Source organism: Gillisella vitis, from assembly GCF_021559775.1.
Classification (GTDB): domain Bacteria; phylum Pseudomonadota; class Alphaproteobacteria; order Rhizobiales; family Rhizobiaceae; genus Allorhizobium; species Allorhizobium ampelinum.
The window spans coordinates 731,326-748,328 of record NZ_CP056047.1 but is presented as its reverse complement, the minus strand read 5'-3'; the positions used below and the strand labels follow the sequence as shown (position 1 = coordinate 748,328).

At 57.4% G+C, this 17,003-nt stretch carries 12 protein-coding genes; 9 read left to right on the top strand and 3 right to left on the bottom strand.

Annotated elements, in window-relative coordinates:
* Window positions 1-160: 160 nt before the first annotated feature.
* From AVCG78_RS03385 to AVCG78_RS03370, 4 genes are all read left to right on the top strand, one after another.
* Window positions 161-1,390 (top strand): MFS transporter, encoded by a 1,230-nt coding sequence (locus AVCG78_RS03385; protein ID WP_139191424.1) that lies wholly within the window; start codon window positions 161-163, stop codon window positions 1,388-1,390.
* Window positions 1,391-1,896: 506 nt separating this feature from the next.
* Complete coding sequence (mgtE, locus tag AVCG78_RS03380; protein WP_071204753.1) at window positions 1,897-3,273, top strand: magnesium transporter; 1,377 nt, start codon at window positions 1,897-1,899, stop codon at window positions 3,271-3,273.
* 548 nt (window positions 3,274-3,821) lie between these two features.
* The gene (locus AVCG78_RS03375) at window positions 3,822-4,484 is read left to right on the top strand and encodes an RNase A-like domain-containing protein (protein ID WP_143049433.1); all 663 of its coding nucleotides are present in this window, start codon (window positions 3,822-3,824) and stop codon (window positions 4,482-4,484) included.
* A gap of 15 nt (window positions 4,485-4,499) precedes the next feature.
* Window positions 4,500-4,829, top strand: a complete 330-nt coding sequence (locus tag AVCG78_RS03370; RefSeq protein ID WP_071208118.1) for a contact-dependent growth inhibition system immunity protein — start codon at window positions 4,500-4,502, stop codon at window positions 4,827-4,829.
* 12 nt (window positions 4,830-4,841) lie between these two features.
* Here AVCG78_RS03370 and AVCG78_RS03365 read toward each other — a convergent pair whose 3' ends face one another.
* The 3 genes from AVCG78_RS03365 to AVCG78_RS03355 form a co-directional block, all read right to left on the bottom strand.
* A complete protein-coding gene (locus AVCG78_RS03365; protein ID WP_071204754.1) occupies window positions 4,842-6,134 on the bottom strand; it encodes an SAM-dependent methyltransferase in 1,293 nt (430 codons plus the stop codon).
* A 296-nt stretch (window positions 6,135-6,430) separates the two neighbouring features.
* The gene (locus tag AVCG78_RS03360) at window positions 6,431-7,534 is read right to left on the bottom strand and encodes a branched-chain amino acid aminotransferase (RefSeq protein WP_071204755.1); all 1,104 of its coding nucleotides are present in this window, start codon (window positions 7,532-7,534) and stop codon (window positions 6,431-6,433) included.
* Between the two features lie 325 nt (window positions 7,535-7,859).
* A complete protein-coding gene (locus AVCG78_RS03355) occupies window positions 7,860-9,521 on the bottom strand; it encodes an electron transfer flavoprotein-ubiquinone oxidoreductase (protein WP_156582634.1) in 1,662 nt (553 codons plus the stop codon).
* 283 nt (window positions 9,522-9,804) lie between these two features.
* Here AVCG78_RS03355 and AVCG78_RS03350 point away from each other — a divergent pair, with 283 nt between their 5' ends.
* The 5 genes from AVCG78_RS03350 to AVCG78_RS03330 all read left to right on the top strand — a co-directional run bounded on the left by AVCG78_RS03350 (window position 9,805) and on the right by AVCG78_RS03330 (window position 16,949).
* Complete coding sequence (locus tag AVCG78_RS03350; protein ID WP_071204788.1) at window positions 9,805-10,590, top strand: SDR family oxidoreductase; 786 nt, start codon at window positions 9,805-9,807, stop codon at window positions 10,588-10,590.
* 190 nt (window positions 10,591-10,780) lie between these two features.
* Window positions 10,781-12,076: an efflux RND transporter periplasmic adaptor subunit gene (locus AVCG78_RS03345; RefSeq protein ID WP_071585329.1), complete on the top strand. Its 1,296-nt coding sequence runs from the start codon at window positions 10,781-10,783 to the stop codon at window positions 12,074-12,076.
* The gene (locus AVCG78_RS03340; RefSeq protein WP_015915413.1) at window positions 12,073-15,204 is read left to right on the top strand and encodes an efflux RND transporter permease subunit; all 3,132 of its coding nucleotides are present in this window, start codon (window positions 12,073-12,075) and stop codon (window positions 15,202-15,204) included. Before AVCG78_RS03345 ends, AVCG78_RS03340 begins: the two co-directional genes overlap by 4 nt.
* A gap of 14 nt (window positions 15,205-15,218) precedes the next feature.
* On the top strand, window positions 15,219-15,422 hold the full coding sequence (locus tag AVCG78_RS03335) for a hypothetical protein (RefSeq protein WP_015915412.1): 204 nt from the start codon (window positions 15,219-15,221) through the stop codon (window positions 15,420-15,422).
* Between the two features lie 234 nt (window positions 15,423-15,656).
* Window positions 15,657-16,949, top strand: coding sequence for an Hsp70 family protein (locus tag AVCG78_RS03330; protein ID WP_071204758.1), 1,293 nt, complete (start codon window positions 15,657-15,659; stop codon window positions 16,947-16,949).
* Window positions 16,950-17,003 lie beyond the last annotated feature (54 nt).

Genomic DNA, 17,003 nt, shown 5'->3' with positions numbered 1-17,003 from the left:
GACTTTGACTGTCTTGCCTTGCGCATGACCGCACAAGGTTAGCGGCGGCATTGTGGATGCGCCAAATGGGTTATTTCGCGATTCAGCTGCGTCGAGCAGTTTTCCCTGCTGCATTTTCTATTGAACAGCACCAGCCTTGCTACGGTGCCGGGATGATTTTATGAACGATACGATCCGCTTCGCACCCTCGCCCGTCAGACCCAGTTCAGACCGGATCGAAGCCGCCCTGTCGCCGCGCACCGTCCTGTTAATTGAATTTGCGCTGGCCGTCGGTGGGTTTGGCATCGGCACCGGCGAATTCGCCATCATGGGCCTGTTGCCGGAGGTGGCGCAGACCTATTCCGTCAGCGTACCCGAAGCGGGCCGGGTTATCAGCGCCTATGCTTTGGGCGTGGTCGTCGGAGCACCGATCATTGCCGCGCTGGCGGCAAAGCTGCCACGCAAGACATTGCTGCTGATGCTGATGGGTCTGTTTGCTCTTGGCAATATCACCAGTGCCATGGCCCCAGGCTTTCTGAGTTTCACCGTCCTGCGTTTCATCACCGGTCTGCCGCATGGCGCCTATTTTGGCGTTGCCGCCCTTGTGGCGGCATCGATGGTGGAGCCACACAAGCGGGCGCGCGCCGTTGGCCGCGTCATGCTGGGCCTGACCATTGCGACGCTGATCGGCACGCCATTTGCCACCTTCCTTGGCCAGATGATGAGCTGGCGGGCCGCCTTCATGCTCGTCGGAGCAATTGCCGCGCTGACGGCTGTGCTGATTGCGTTCAACCTGCGCAAAGACACGGTAGCAGAAGGCGCCAGCATTCGCCGCGAACTCGGCGCTTTCGGCCGGTTACAAGTGTGGTTGGCGCTTGCCGTGGCTGCGGTTGGCTTTGGAGGCATGTTCTCAATCTTCAGCTATATCGCCAAGACCACCACCGACACCGCCGGGATGCCCGCATCGATGATTGCCGTGGTGCTGGCGCTGTTCGGCATCGGCATGAATGTCGGCAATGTAGTTGGCTCCCGCATGGCCGATTACTCGCTGAACGGCACAATCGGCGGCATGCTGGCCTTCAACGTTGTGCTGATGACGATCTTTTCGCTGACTGCCGCCAATCCGGTCATGCTGTGTATCTGCGTCTTTCTGACCGGCTGCGGTTTCGCCGCCTGTCCCGCCGTGCAGACGAGACTGATGGATGTCGCAGCCGACGCCCAGACACTGGCTGCCGCTTCCAATCATTCAGCCTTCAACATTGCCAATGCGCTCGGTGCCTGGCTGGGTGGCATGGTGATTTCCGCCGGCTATGGCTATGGCGCGACGGGCTATGTCGGTGCAGTCCTGTCGCTCCTCGGCCTCGTGGTCTTCCTGATCTCGGTTGCGCTACAGCGCCGATCAGCATCCTGAGCGGTCCTTAAACAAGCAAAAAAACACGTTACCGGCCCGCGTCAGCAGCGGACCTTGAGTGTGTTTTGTATGCATGGTTAACCGACCGTGAGTGCTGCGCCCACCGTTTTGCCACCTTTCCGACCGAGAAAGTCACGGTGGAATTTATTGAGCAAGTCCTTGCATAACCTCGGAAATTTCTGCGCGCGCCGGACAACGGGATAGCAAAATAACCATCGAGATGACGCCCACATCCAGACAGAGCCGGCAATCACCGATTTGTGTAGTGCGCCGCACGCTTTCGCCCTGGTTTGAGCCACCATCCCCCTCTTGACTTTGCGCAGGCAGAAGCGCAGCTAATATGAACGGGCGGGAGATTTCCGCACGGATATCAACGGAGTCATCGATAAGATGCCAAGCGACAGTAGCAGTCGATTGTCCATGCCGTACGTGGTCGCCCTGCTCTGACGGTTCCGTCAGCTTGCCGGTCGGTTGCGCTACGGCGGATCGACGGAAAGGCAAGCACAATGAACATCCAACGCCTTCCTCTGCGGGCCGGTCATGCTGCCCGCCACCTTCTCAACGACAGCCTCAATGTCGTTACCGTTACGGACCGGATCGAACAGCTAAATGCGCTGGACACCTCCGAGGCCGCCGCCATGCTGGCAAGCCTGCCGCAGCCAAAGGCGCTGCGCGTCATTGCCCGCCCCGAACTGGTGCATGCTGCCGACATTATTGCAGCTCTTCCGGTCGATACAGCCGTGCGCCTGCTAAAAGCCACTGCCCACGACCGGGTCGCCGACATTTTCCAGGCGATGGACGACCGCTGCCGGATGGTGATTTTTTCGCGGCTCGATGCGGCCACGGCCCATGCCGTCGAACATCTGATGGCCTATCCGCAGCGCACCGCCGGATCAATCATGACGACAGAATTCGTCAGCGTTCCCGATGATTTCACCGTGGCCGAAACACTGGCCCATGTGCGGATGGTGGAAAACGCCAGTGAGACCGTCTATGCGATTTATGTGCTGGATCGTATCACCCGGACGCTTATTGCCGTGGTCACGCTGCGTCGGCTGATCACCGTGGAGCCGGAGGCCTCCATCCTGTCCGTTGCCCAATGTCATGGCGTCGTGCATGCAAGCCCGTTGATGACACAGGAAGAAGTGGCTCGCCTGATCCGCCGCAACAACCTGCTGGCCCTGCCCGTCACCAACGATACCGGTCAGATGCTGGGCATTGTCACGGTTGATGACGTGATCGACACGATGATTGCAGATACGACTGAAGACGCCCAGAAATTCGGCGGCATGGAAGCGCTCGGCAAGCCCTATATGCAGATCGGCTTTGCCGGCATGATCAAGAAGCGGGCCGGCTGGCTCGCCGCCCTGTTCCTCGGCGAAATGCTGACCGCCAGCGCCATGCAATATTTTGAAGGCGAGCTGGAGAAGGCCGTGGTGCTGACCCTGTTCATCCCGCTGATCATGAGCTCAGGCGGCAATTCCGGCTCGCAGGCGACCTCGCTGATCATCCGGGCGCTGGCAGTCGGCGAATTGAAGCTTTCCGACTGGTGGCGGGTTGCCATCCGTGAATTGCCCACGGGCATGACGCTGGGGACCATTCTCGGCCTGGTTGGTTTCGTTCGCATCGCGCTGTGGCAGCATATGGGTCTCTATAATTACGGCGACCATTGGTTGCTGGTTGGCTTCACCGTGTTTGCCGCCCTTATCGGCATCGTCACCTTCGGCTCGATGGCAGGCTCAATGCTGCCCTTCCTGCTGCAACGCCTGCGCCTCGACCCCGCCAGCGCCTCGGCTCCTGCCGTGGCGACGCTGGTGGATGTGTCAGGGCTGGTGATCTATTTTACGGTTGCGCTGGTGATCTTGAGCGGGACGCTGTTGTAAACTTGGCATCGAGTGAGTGGCGGCTTGAATGGCGCACTCGTCCCTTACACTGCTATGTCTTATGCGAAGAGTAATTTTCAATGACTCTTCGCATTCCGTTTTCGAATATCTCAAGCCCTTCATGCATTTGAAATATTCGAAATCTCTTTAAAGTGAGGATGTTTCAGCATCTTCGAGCTTTGGTATTACAGTGGACATGGCTCTGTTGCGATTGAACGGAACATGAGTTCCATGTTTCAGCATAGGGTCTCCGGCAACCTTCTGGTTTATCCCTTGCGAGGGTTGTAAAATTTCACGAAAAATGAAACCTTCCCAACGCCGGAATGTTTGGGAGGTTATCCATGCCAACAGAAAATGAAAGCAATGCTCCGATAGACGGGGGATTGGTTATCGCAGTATCTGCCGTTCAGTTGGCGGCGGTCCTTGAAGGGGAAACGGTCGAACAAGGCGGAACGCTGGGCAACAGGGTCATAGGTGGATTACGCTTGCTCGGCTGCGCTGCGGAAGGCCTGACGGCCGGAGCACTTCTTGCCACACCAGAACCGACAATGTTGACCAAGGTCGGTGGAGGAGCTTTGGCGCTTCATGCCGCAGACCAATGCGCCACGGGCGGACGACAATTATGGACCGGGCAAAACGAACGCTCCTGGACGGAGACAGGTACGTCGTCCCTCGCAAAATCTCTTGGCGCATCGCCCCAGGCGGCAGACAACATCGGCATGGCGATGGACTTTGTGGTGCCAATTGGTGGGGCTGCAATGGCTGGCGCAGTTCGTGCGGCCGCCATTAGATCCGGACGTATCTCTTTGATGCAGCATGAAGCGCAGGCGGGAAGCCGCCTTGGCGGCCATACGATAGAGAGGCATATTGCCAAGGATGAGGCATTCCTACGCCAACGGATCGCACAAACAGCAACCAATCGCGCGCCCCCTCCCGTTATCTCGTCCTTCAGCAGTCTGCGCATCGCTGAAGATCAAATTTCCAGAGCATTGAGGTTGAACCAGGCACGGATCATGCAATGGTCACAGAATGCCGCCATTGGCTCCAAGCTGGAACCACCCATTGTGTTTGATGCAGGACGGGTGATCGGACAAGGTGTGGTCCGAGCATCAGGGCAGGTTCAACAAATGACGAGGCTCCGAATTATTTTGAAGAAAGAGACTTATAATGGAATGACCCATTATATTCTCACCTCCTATCCCGTTCCGTAAGAGTAACGATTGACCATGCAATCAATGACTGACGATTTCGACGCACTTTCAGGCCTGATTGGCAGCTATCTTCATCAGGATATGGATCTGGAATATCAAAGCGTGCCCGAGGCGATTGCTGGCTATGCCCGATTGACCGAGGACATCAGAAAGCAACAATTAGTGCAGGAAATGCACGAGTTCTTGCACCGTTACCACAATGATGTCGAAGGCGAATTTTCCAAACGGTACTGGTTTGATTTTTCACCCCAGACACTGGGCCAGACAGTTCCCGAATTCTTTGATATGGTGCGCGACATCGTCACCGACCCCGATAGCTATCACCGATTCTTGCCGACAAATTGATCACCGTGCGCCTTATACGGCGGCGACATGCTTTTCGTGATCGGTCAGAATATAATCCCGAGTCAGCGGTAAGACGTTGTTTTTCTTGGCTATCTGAATCTGAAAGACCACGAGATCCTCGTGATAGAATGCGGCTTCGGCGGTTGATAGATAATAGTCCCACATCCGGCAGAAGCGCTCGTCATAGAGGGCAGCCGCCTCTGCCCAGCGGGCGGTGAAGCGGTCTCGCCAGTGGCGCAAGGTCTTGGCATAGTGGATGCGCAGCACCTCGACATCCGTGATCGTCAGGCCAGCCTTTTCGATTTCAGGAACGATTTCAGACAGCGCCGGAATATAGCCGCCTGGGAAGATATATTTGTCGAGCCAAGGCGTGGTAAAGCCCGGCGTTGCGGAACAGCCGATCGTGTGCAGCACCATCACGCCATCATCGGCCAGCAGCGCGCTGCATTTGCTGAAAAACGTCCTGTAGGCCGCAAGACCGACATGCTCGAACATGCCGACCGAGACGATGCGGTCGAATTTGCCGTCCAGACTGCGATAATCCATCAGCCGGAAATCGACATTGGCTGCTTCTGTCGCAGGCTTGCGGGGCCGCTTGACCGCGTAGGCTAGCTGCTCTTCAGACAAGGTGACGCCCACCACCTCTCCGCCAACAGCCCTATTGGCCAGATGAAGGGCGAGACCGCCCCAGCCGCAGCCAATATCCAGCACACGGTTTCCCGGCTTGAGGCGCAGCTTGGCGGCAAGATGGTCTTTCTTGGCGCGCTGTGCGTCGTCCAGGCTCTGGGTGTCATGCTCGAAATAAGCGCAGGAATACTGTCGGTCTTCATCCAGAAACAGTTCGTAAAGCCGTGCATCCAGATCATAATGGTGCGCGACATTCTGCTTGGATCTGGCGGGAAGATTGCGGTGTCGAAAGATCCTGAACCGGGTCCTCACATCGTCGATGATCCGGGCGATCAGTGGATGGGTGGCGTTTTGCGCCTCCCGCAGGACCATAGAGACGAAATCGAACATGGTTCCCTGATCGACAAAGAACCGTTCATCCATATAAAGTTCGCCCAGCCGCATATCGGCATCAATCAGAAAAGCCCATTGCGCGCGCGTATCGGCGAAGCGAACCGTGACAGGTTCGCCCGTGCGGTCACCAAATGACAGCGTCTTGCCGCTGGCAGTGACAATGTCCAGCCATCCAACGGTGACGATGCGCGACAACGCCGAGGCCAAGGCCCAATCCGAAATGGCGTTAAAAATGGATCTTGGTGGTTGTTTCAAGCGGTCTGCATTTCCGGGATGCACAGCCATGATCTTCAACAGCCCTTACAGTCTGTCGGGGAAAAGTTAATACGATTTTCCCGAAAGACGAACGAGAATAAAGGAAGCGTGAGTTTGCTTGGCTTGCAAGGGAAACCTGCGTACCTAACCAGGCAATACATAAGAACAAATTATGCGCAAAATGTGAAATTCCCAGACAACCGTAGAATGCGTAGTTTTTTATATTACACGTCAGGCAGTAAATCACGCCGAAACATAGAAAAGAAAATCATATTTACTATTGAGAATATAATTAAAAAGGCCGGGATCACTCCCGGCCTTTTGTATCAGACGCCTTCGATCCGGCGGACCCAGCCATGCGGGTCATTGCTCTTGCCGCGCTGGATATTGACCAGTTGCTCGCGGATTTTCAGGGTGGCTGGCCCGGTTTCGCTATTGCCGATCACAAAGCCACCATCGGTGAATTTGACCTCGCCGATGCCAGCCACCACAGCGGCCGTGCCGCAGGCGAAGGCTTCTTTCAGCTTGCCGCTTTTGGCATCCGCCTGCCATTCCTCGAAAGAATACGGGCGTTCATGCACTGTCATGCCTTGGTCTTTGATGAGCGAGATCAACGAATTACGGGTAATGCCCGGCAGGATGGTACCGCCTAGAGGCGGCGTCACCAGTGAACCGTCGTCCATGACGAAAAACACGTTCATGCCACCCAGCTCTTCCAGCCACTTGTGCTCGGCGGCATCCAGGAAGGCCACCTGATCGCAGCCATGCTCAACCGCTTCCTGCTGGGCAATCAGGCTTGCCGCATAATTGCCGCCGCATTTGGCGGCACCGGTGCCGCCGGGAGCGGCGCGTGTGTAGTTTTCCGAAACCCAGATCTTCACCGCCTTGGCGCCGCCCTTGAAATAGGGGCCGACCGGCGAGGCGATGACGCAGAAAATATAATCTCGTGCCGGGCGCACCCCCAGAAAAGCTTCGCTGGCAAACATGAAAGGCCGCAGGTAAAGGCTACCCTCACCGTCTGGAATCCACTTCGCATCGGCCTTGACCAATTTATCGATGGCTTCGAGAAACAGCTCCTCGGGAATTTCCGGCATCGCCATGCGTCGTGCAGACTCGTTGAAACGGCGGGCATTTTCGTCCGGGCGAAACAGCACGACGCGACCTTCCGCCGTGCGGTAAGCTTTCATCCCCTCAAAAATTTCCTGGGCGTAATGCAGCACCGCGGCTGCCGGATCGATGGCAAATGGCCCACGCGCGGTAATCTCCGCCGAATGCCAGCCCTTCACCACATTCCACTGGATCACCGCCATATGGTCGCTGAACAGCGTACCAAAGCCCAGGCTCTGGAACGCTTCGAGGCGCTCTGCTTCCGGCATGGGGTTCGCATTCGGCTTGACGATGAATTCCGGCTTTGCAGTTGCGGCAGACATGACAGGTGATCTCCTCAAATCAGTCAATAGGTCAATATTACTGACCTATTGACGTTTCGTATAGACGATCACCAGCTTTCGCAAGTCATTTCAAGTGCAAACCGGTACGGTTGATAAAAATATCCAACCAACGGCCTTATGCAGGCAGTAAGGACGTGCGGACCGCCTTACCCGAACATTACATGTTCGGATAAACCGGCCCTTCGCCTGCTCCCCTTGACGGAGGTCCGTGCGGACCGCCTTACCCGAACATTACATGTTCGGGTAAACCGGTCCTTCGCCGCTCCCCTTGACGGAGGTCCGTGCGGACCGCCCTACCCGAACATTACATGTTCGGGTAAACCGGTCCTTCGCCTCCTTGTGGCGGCACCCAGGTGATGTTCTGGTTCGGGTCCTTGATGTCGCAGGTCTTGCAGTGGACGCAGTTCTGGGCGTTGATGACGAAACTCGGCTCGCCCTCCTTCTCCACCCATTCATAAACCCCGGCGGGACAGTAGCGGCTGGAAGGTCCGGCATAGACGCCAAGCTCGGAGGACTTTTGCAGCGCCATGTCCTTGACCTTCAGATGCACCGGCTGGTCTTCCTCGTGATTGGTGTTGGACAGAAACACCGAGGACAGGCGGTCGAAGGTCAGCACGCCATCCGGCTTGGGATAATCGATCTTCTTATGCTGTGCAGCCGGTTCAAGGCTCTCAGCATCGGTCTTGCCATGTTTCAGCGTGCCTAATACGGAAAAACCGAAAAGCTGGTTGGTCCACATATCCAGCCCACCCAGCGCCACGCCGAGCACCGTGCCAAGTTTCGACCACAGCGGCTTGACGTTTCGCACCCGCCGCAAATCCGTGCCGATTTCACTGCCGCGCCAGCTGTTTTCGATCTCAACCGGCTCATCATTGGCGCGACCCGCCGCAATTGCCTCGGCAATCTTTTCCGCCGCCATCATCCCCGACAAAACGGCATTATGGCTGCCCTTGATGCGCGGCACATTGACCATGCCCGCCGAACAGCCGAGCAGCGCCCCACCGGGGAAGGACAATTTCGGCACCGACTGATAACCGCCTTCGGTAATCGCCCGCGCTCCATAGGAAATCCGCTTAGCACCCTCAAAGGTTTCACGGATCGCCGGATGGGTCTTGAAGCGCTGGAACTCCTCGAACGGATAGAGATAGGGGTTCTTGTAGTTCAGATGCACGACGAAGCCGACCGCGACCTGATTATCCTCGAGATGATAGAGGAAGGAGCCGCCACCGGTTTTCATGTCCAGTGGCCAGCCGAACGAATGCTGCACCAGGCCGGGCTTATGGTGCTCAGGCTTGACCTGCCACAGTTCCTTGATGCCGAGGCCGAATTTCTGCACATCGCTCTCGCGTGACAGATCGAATTTGGCGATTAACTGCTTGGCAAGCGAGCCACGCACGCCTTCACCGATCAGCACATATTTGCCCAACAATTCCATGCCGCGCGTGTAACTGGAACCGGGTTCGCCGTTCTTTTCGACGCCCATATCACCGGTGGCAACACCAATCACCGCGCCAGCCTCGTTATAAAGCAGTTCGGTGGCGGCAAAGCCCGGGTAGATCTCGACACCCAGCGCCTCGGCATGGCCCGCCAGCCAGCGACAGACATTGCCGAGCGAGACGATATAATTGCCGTGATTGTTCATCAGCGGCGGCATCAGCGCGTTGGGCAGGCGAATGGAGCCTGCGGGACCGAGAAACAGGAAATGGTCGGCGGTGACTTCGGTCTTGAACGGATGATCGGCTTCCTGGCGCCAATCCGGGAGAAGCTTATCGACGCCGACCGGATCGACCACAGCCCCGGAGAGGATATGGGCGCCGACTTCCGCACCCTTTTCCAGCACGACAACCGTCAGATCGGGATTGACCTGCTTGAGGCGAATGGCAGCCGATAGGCCCGCAGGCCCTGCCCCAACAATCACCACGTCAAATTCCATGCTCTCGCGCTCGGGCAGCTCTTGTTCGCTCATCGTTGTTCTCCGCTCGGCTTTTTCCCCAGATGGACCTCTTCCTTGTCAAATCAAACCGGGCTTGTCGAGCCAGGTTGCGACAGGGCAAGGCGTGAAATCCCTGCTGGGTGCTATGAGGCGCAAGAATATCTTCCGTTTACGTGCACGTCAATTACTGCAAGAGCAGGAAATGTGTAACATCCTTGATCACCGAAGCTTATCGCTTTCTGCGCCTTTGATTTTGCATCCCCGCTTGTTAGGTTCGCGTGAAAATCGCATCGTCATTCACAAAAAGGAAGTCACAATGGATCTTGGCATTTCCGGCAAGCGGGCGGTTGTTCTCGCCGCATCTCGCGGACTTGGGCAAGGCATCGCCAATGCACTGGCCGCCGAAGGCGCGCACGTGCTGATCTGCGGACGCACAAAAGACAAGCTCGAGGCCAATTGCGCTGACATCGCCAAGGCTGGCGGCAAGGCGGACTATGTGTTGGCGGATCTCTCGGATACTGATTTCGTCGCCACCCTCGTTGAAGCGATCGCCGCAAAACTCGGCGGCATCGACATCCTCGTCAACAATACGGGTGGGCCGACCCCAGGCACGGTGGAAGACATGGACGATGAAAAGCTCCACACCTTCTTTCAGTCCATGGTAGTCCGGATCATCACGCTGACCAACGCGCTGGTTCCCCAGATGAAGGCACAGGGCTTCGGACGCATTCTCACCGTTGCTTCGTCTGGCGTGATTGAGCCAATCGCCAATCTGGCACTGTCCAACACGTTGCGCGGCGCGTTGGTCGGCTGGAACAAGACGCTGTCTTCCGAAATAGCCTCCTTCGGCATCACCGCCAATCTTCTCCTGCCCGGAAGGATCCATACCGACCGGATTGATGAACTGGACGGCGCCAATGCCAAACGCCAAGGTAAAACGCTGGAAGAGGTTCGCGAAAGCTCGATCAAAACCATCCCGATAGGACGGCTTGGCAAGGTGGAAGAATTTGCCGCCGCAGGTGCTTTTCTCTGCTCGGTCCCTGCCGCATACATCACCGGCACAATGCTGCGGGTCGATGGCGGCGCCGCCAAATCTCTTTGAACACAGTAGCCCAACCGCCGTATTTAGTGACGAACGCATGTTACTGTCACTAAATACGAGTTTATTACAAGAATTTAAGGATAACTCACCGCGAGTTGATCGATAGTGTGCTTCACTGTTATTTTCGCGGTGCATTAATTCAATAATGATAGGATGAACGACCAGCTCAAGCTTTATCAGGCCCTGACACATGAAAAAATTCTGGACCGCCTCCAGCATCATCGCAATCCTTGCCGTCGGCGGGTGGATCTATCGCGACCAAATTCCTTATCTCGACAAGGTTCCGTTTCTGAGCCAAGCCAGCCAGACGGCGGGCCACAAACCGGGTGCCGAACAGGCGACGGCCCAAGCCAATGGGCAGCCAGCAGGACAGGAAGCCGGCAAACCGGCTGGCCAAGGGAGCGGCCAGGGGAACGGAAAGAGTGGTGGCCGGCGCAATGGCGGGCCAGCATCGGTCAAGACCGTTGCGGTCAGCATGGGCAATCTGCCAATGGATGCCACGGCGACTGGCTGGGCCGAAGCCGAGGATACCACGACACTGGCGGCCCTCAAGAGCGGTCTGCTTCAGGACGTGATCGCCAAGGACGGACAGGAAGTAAAGGCCGGAGATCTGATTGCCCGGCTGGATGACCGGATCGCAAAGGCGACAGTGGACAAGGACCAGGCCAATATCGTTTCCGATCAGGCCAGCCTGGCCGAATACGAGGCTGCCTTGACGCGCGCGGAAAGCTTGCTCAAGCAGAATGCGCAATCACAGCAGGCCTACGAACAGGCAAAGGCCTCGCGGGATTCGGCCGCCGCCAAGGTTGACGCCGATAAGGCCACACTGGCCTCCGATATGGTCGACCTGGAGCATATGAAAATCCGGGCACCCTTCGATGGCCGGCTCGGAAGTATCCAGCTTAGCATCGGCGCCTATGTCAGCGCCGGAACCGCCATCGTCAGCATCACCCGTTACAACCCGATCTATGTGAAGTTCCAGATGGCGGAACGCTACCTGCCGCAATTGCATCAGGCGTTTGCCGGCAAGGATGTTGTGGTCGATGTCGATCCAGCCTCGACCGGCGGCGTGCCGGTTCAAGGCAAGCTGTCCTTCTTCGACAATAGCGTGGACACCTCCTCGGGGACTATTCTCGTCAAGGCAGAGTTTCAAAACGACAAGGGCATTCTTTGGCCCGGACAGAGCGCCAATGTTACTGTTCGCTTCCAGACCGAAGACCGCAACATTATCGTGCCAACTGTCGCGGTTCGCCCCGGCGCCGAAGGCTTCTTCGTCTATACGGTCAACAGCGACAGCAAGGTCAAGGCAACCAAGGTTTCCGTCCTGCGCGCTAATGGCGATATGACGGCGATTGCCTCGGGTCTCAAGGAAGGCGATCACGTCGTGGTCGAAGGCCAGGTGCAGCTTGCCGACGGCCAGACTGTTCTGGAACAGTTTGCCAGCCAGAAAGTGGCTGAAAACGAGCCGAAGGATATCACCCGATGATCCCTGCATTTTGCATCAATCGGCCTGTTGCCACCATTCTGCTTGCCATCGGCCTGGTCCTGGCCGGATTGGCCGGTTATCGGCTTTTGCCGGTGGCCGCTCTGCCCAAGGTGGATTTTCCCACCATCAACGTGACGGCGACCCTGTCAGGCGCATCGCCGGAAACCATGGCGACGTCGGTTTCCACCCCGCTGATCAAGCAGTTCGAGACCATCCCTGGGATCAGCGAAATCAGCGCGACCAACTCGCTGGGCAATTCCTCCGTCGTTCTCCAGTTCGATCTGAACCGTGATATCGATGCCGCCGCCGCTGACGTTCAGGCGGCAATTTCCCGCGCCAGCCGTCAGTTGCCCAGCAACATGACGTCGGATCCGAGCTATCGCAAGACCAATCCAGCCGACTCGCCGGTACTGCTCCTGGCCATCAACAGCGATGAAATGCCGCGTAGTCAGGTGGATTCGATTGCCGAAAATATCATTTCCCCGCTGCTGTCGACACTGAACGGCGTGGCGCAGGTCAGTATCTATGGTTCGCAGACCTACGCGGTGCGGATCGGTGTCGATCCCGCCAAGCTGCAAGCGCGCGGGCTTGGCGTCGACACGCTGACCTCGGCGATTGCCGATGCCAATAGCCAGGTGCCAATCGGCACCTTGCAGATGGCAAATCAGTCGCTAACCATCAATGCCAATACTCAGCGCACCAATGCCGAGGAATTCAAGTCACTGGTGATCTCCACCAGCAATGGCGCCCCAATCCACCTTTCCGATGTCGCCAATGTGCGCGACAGTGTCGACAATCTCGACGCGGGCAGTTGGTTCGATGGCAAACAGGCGATCATCCTCGCCATTCAGCGACAGCCGGACGCCAATACCGTCGAGGTGGTCGACGAGATCATGGCAAAGCTGCCTGCCCTGCAAAAGCAGCTGCCGCCTTCGTTGAAGATCAATGTGATGAACGATTCGTCGAACTCGATCCGCGAGGCGATCCATGACGTTCAGTTCACGTTGTTCCTCACCATCGCCCTTGTCATCCTGGTCATCTATCTGTTCACCGGCCATCTGACCGCGACCCTTATTCCCGGTCTTGCCGTGCCACTTTCGCTGATTGCCACCTTTGGCGGCATGTACGTGCTTGGCTACAGTATTGACAATATCTCACTGCTCGGCCTGACGCTGGCGGTGGGTCTGGTGGTGGATGACGCCATCGTCATGCTGGAAAATATCCTGCGCCATGTCGAAGAAGGCATGCCGCCGCTTCAGGCCGCCCTTAAAGGCGCCGGCGAGGTCAGCTACACGATTATTTCCATGTCGATCTCACTGGTCGCGGTATTCATTCCTATTCTTTTGATGGGTGGTGTTGTCGGACGCTTGTTCAATGAGTTCGGCATGGTCGTCACCATGGCCATTCTGTCTTCCGCCCTGGTGTCCCTGACGGTCACGCCAATGCTGGCAGCCCGCATTTCCTCCCACAGCAGCCGCCCACCGCTGATCGTGCGCTGGTTCGACGCCGGTTTTGCCAAGACGCAGAGCGGCTATGACAAGTCTGTGCGCTGGTGTCTCAACCACCGTTTTGTGGTGATGATGGTCTTTGTGGCCTCCATCGCAGGCTCAGGCTGGCTGTTCCACACGCTGCCATCCAGCTTCTTCCCACAGGAAGATATTGGCCGGCTGACGGTCAGCACGCAGGCCCGTGAGGATATTTCCTATGCGGCCATGCGCGATCTTCAGCAAAAGGTCGCCGACGAATTAAAGACCAATCCGGCTGTCGATCATGTCACCTCCATCGTCGGTGGCTCAAGCCGCAGCCCGCTCAACAACGGCACGATCTTCGTCCAGCTGAAACCGAAGGACGACCGTCCGCCTCTCGCTCAAACCCTCAACGAGATGCGACAGAAGCTGTCCAAGATCGCCGGTATCCGTAGCTATATCACCCCACAGCAGAATCTGCGTTTCGGCGGCCGCAGCACCGCCAGCCAGTATCAGCTCGTCGTCCAGGCACTGAGCACGACAGCAACCGATGAATGGTCATCGAAGATCCAGGCCGCTATGCGCCAGGACCCGTTGTTTACCGATGTGACCAGCGATGCGCAGAACAATGCCATTGCTGCCGATATCAACATCGACAACGGCAAGGCCGCCGCTTTCGGCATTACCAACGACCAGCTTCGCAAGACCCTGGAAATGGCGTTCAGCGGCTATAATGCTGCCCAGATCCAGTCGACCGGCGACAGCTACGATGTCATCGTCGAGTTCGACAGGAACAAACCATGGGACGACGAGTTCCTGCGCGATATCCTGGTGCGGTCTTCTTCCACGGGAACGCTGGTGCCGCTGTCAAACTTCGCCACCGTCAAGCGTCATAACGCGCCTGTCACTGTCAACCAGACCGGCCAGCTGGTCTCGACCACGGTGTCGTTCAACCTGCCCGACGGCATATCGCTGAGCGACGCTACCGCCCGGATCGATCAGATCAAGACCGAGATTGGCGTGCCCAATGACGTCTTCACCTCCTATGGCGGTACGGCGGCGATTTTCCAGCAGTCGCAAAGCAATACCGGCCTGCTGATCCTGGCTGCCGTGCTGACGATCTATGTGGTGCTGGGCGTGTTGTATGAGAGCTTCATTCATCCGCTCACCATTCTCTCCGGCCTGCCAGCGGCGGCTTTCGGGGCGCTTCTGGCCTTGAAACTGCTGAATTTCGACATGTCGGTCATCGCACTGATCGGCCTGCTGATGCTGATCGGCATCGTCAAGAAAAATGCGATCATGATGATCGACGTGGCGGTGGAATTGATCCGCGAGCATGGCGAGACACCGGCAAAGGCCATTCACGAGGCCTGTGTGCGGCGTTTCAGGCCGATCATGATGACCACTTTCTGCGCACTTCTCGGAGCACTGCCCATTGCGCTTGGCCATGGCGCCAGTTCCGAACTCCGCCAGCCACTTGGCATCGCCGTTGTCGGCGGCCTGATCGTCTCACAATTGCTCACACTGTTCATCACACCTGTCATCTTCGTGGAAATGGACCGGTTCGGCAAATTCCTGACCCGGCTCGTTCGCCGCGACAAGGGTCACCACGCGGCAAACAGCGAAGATGGGCCATCCAAACCAGCCATGGCGGCTGAATAGCGGGAGCAAGTCAAATGATTGTCGTGCGTTGGGCTTTAACAATTGTCGGCTTGCTGGCCATCGCCATGGGCATTCTGTGGATGGCGCAGGGTGCCGGGATTTTCCCCTACCCACAATCCAGTTTCATGATCAACCAAAGCCCCTGGATCATCTGGGGGGGCTTGCTGGCCCTGTTCGGCCTTGTCCTGACCTGGGGGTCGGGCCGGATTTTGCGATAACCTCGCGCAGTTCATAATTGCCGCTTCAAAGCGCCGCGTTTGACCGAACGCGGCGCTTTCATCTGTCAAGCCGTAGACGCGCTGGCAGCGGCTCTTTCTGGAAATCGATCCTTGCATCCTGCCCCAGCCTGTGTCATCAGGCCCGCTCGTTAAGCAAAGCCCCTCTCAGGCAGAGGCGCGCCCGCAACCGTCCAATCATTCACGCCAATAGACAGGCATCAGGGAGCAGCAGCCATGGCAAACGCGCTTGGGCTTGATTTCGGCACGACCAACACGGTCCTGGCACAGAGCATCGACGAGACCACCACCCATTCGGTGCAGTTCACCTCCATGGCCGGAACCACCGACAGCATGCGCACGGCGCTGTCCTTCATGAAGGATGCCCAGCTTGGCGCACGCGCCCTGAAGGTGGAGGCCGGGCAAGCCGCCATTCGCCAGTTCATCGACAATCCCGGCGATTGCCGTTTCCTGCAATCGATCAAGACCTTTGCCGCCTCGGCACTGTTTCAGGGTACGTTGGTCCATGCGCGACGGTTTCAGTTCGAAGACCTGATGGAAGTGTTCCTGAAACGGCTGGAAGCCTATGCTGGCAATGGCTGGCCTGCGAATGCCAGCCGCATCGTCGCGGGCCGGCCCGTGCATTTCGCCGGCGCCTCCCCCGATCCCGAGCTTGCCATGCGCCGCTACAACGAAGCGCTGACCCGGCTCGGCTTTCCGGAAATCCATTATGTCTATGAGCCGGTGGCCGCGGCCTTCTATTTCGCCCAGCACCTGACGACAGATGCCACCGTGCTGGTCGCCGACTTCGGCGGCGGCACCACCGACTATTCGCTGATCCGGTTCGAGCGCAAGGCAGGCGTATTGTCGGCAGTGCCAGTCGGCTATTCCGGCGTTGGATTGGCCGGTGACCAGTTCGATGCGCGGATCATCGAGCATCTGGTCGCACCGGAAATCGGCAAGGGCAGCCAGTTCAAGAGTTTCGACAAGATCCTGGATATTCCAAGCAATTATTACACCAGCTTCTCGCGCTGGAACCAGCTGTCGGTGTTCAAGTCCTCAAAGGAATTCGCCGATCTGAAACAATTGGTACGTCAGAGCCTCGCCCCCGACAAACTGGAGCTGTTTATCGATCTGGTCGAGCATGACGAAGGCTATCCGCTCTACCAGGCGGTATCCTCCACGAAAATGGCACTGTCTGCGGCGGATGAAGCGGAGTTCAACTTCTCGCCACTTGGCGCGGCTGGCCGCAAGACCGTCAAGCGCCAGGATTTCGAGAGCTGGATTGCCGACGATCTCACACGCATCGAATCGGCACTCGATGATGTTCTCACACGGACAAACACCGAGGCAGGCGCCGTGGACAAGGTGTTTCTGACCGGCGGCACATCCTTCGTTCCGGCAGTGCGACGTATCTTCACTGAGCGCTTCAGCCAGGACAGCATCGAGAGCGGCGGCGAAATGGTATCGATTGCCCACGGACTGGCGCTGATTGGCGATCGCGACGATATTGCTCTTTGGACCGCATAACCGGGAGAAAATACGGTTTTCTGTTCCTTTCTGCCAATTGCTTGTCTAGAACAG